Origin of the sequence: Corynebacterium sp. ACRPO (genome assembly GCF_022347205.1) — a bacterium.
Lineage (GTDB): Bacteria > Actinomycetota > Actinomycetes > Mycobacteriales > Mycobacteriaceae > Corynebacterium.
The window spans coordinates 1-739 of the sequence record NZ_JAKRNE010000041.1; the positions used below are offsets into that span (position 1 = coordinate 1).

Consider the following 739-nt stretch of genomic DNA (forward strand, 5'->3'; position numbering starts at 1 on the left):
TATCTAAAAAAATTGCGGGACTTGAGGAATCAGGGACACGCCTGAAAGTTCAGGCGATTGTCATCCTCAAGTCACGGCATCGTCTGCAATACCTTTTGGATGCGGCAGGCATGCCGAGAGCAACGTTCTTCTACCACCAGAAACGACTCAGCGAGCCGGATAAGCACGCTGCGCTCAAAGACGCGATCTTAGAAAGCTTCGAGCGTAACAAGCATCGCTACGGCTACCGACGAGTGCTACTTGACCTGCGCAACCAGGGGTGGGTGATCAACCACAAGCTCGTCTACAAACTCATGAGCGAAATGGGGCTTCGAGCCAAGGTCCGCCGGCGCAGGCCATATGTTTCTTATAACGGGACGATCAGCCACATTGCCGACAACACGCTTGACCGCAAGTTCACCCCAGATAAGCCAAATACCGTCTTTGTTAGCGACGTCACCGAGTTCAGGGTCGCAGGCCGCAAGGTCTACCTGTCACCGGTGATGGATCTGTTCGACCGTTCAATCGTTGCCCACACCGTGGCTACATCGCCGTCGACAGCGTTTACCGCCGATTCTTTAACTAAGACAATTAAAACGTGTACGCCTGAGCCTGGGTGGATGATGCATACCGATCAAGGTTTCCAGTACCAGCATTCGTCCTGGCGCAACCTGATTCATGATAACGGTGGTGTTCAGTCAATGTCGCGTAAAGCCAACTGTTACGACAACGCGGTCATGGAGAATTTCTTCGGGCACTT

Annotated in this window: 1 protein-coding gene; it reads left to right on the top strand. The window is 52.8% G+C overall.

Annotation, left to right across the window (positions count from 1 at the left end):
• Positions 1 to 739: IS3 family transposase (locus tag MHY22_RS11480; protein WP_239279392.1), on the top strand; the 739-nt coding region annotated here is incomplete at both ends.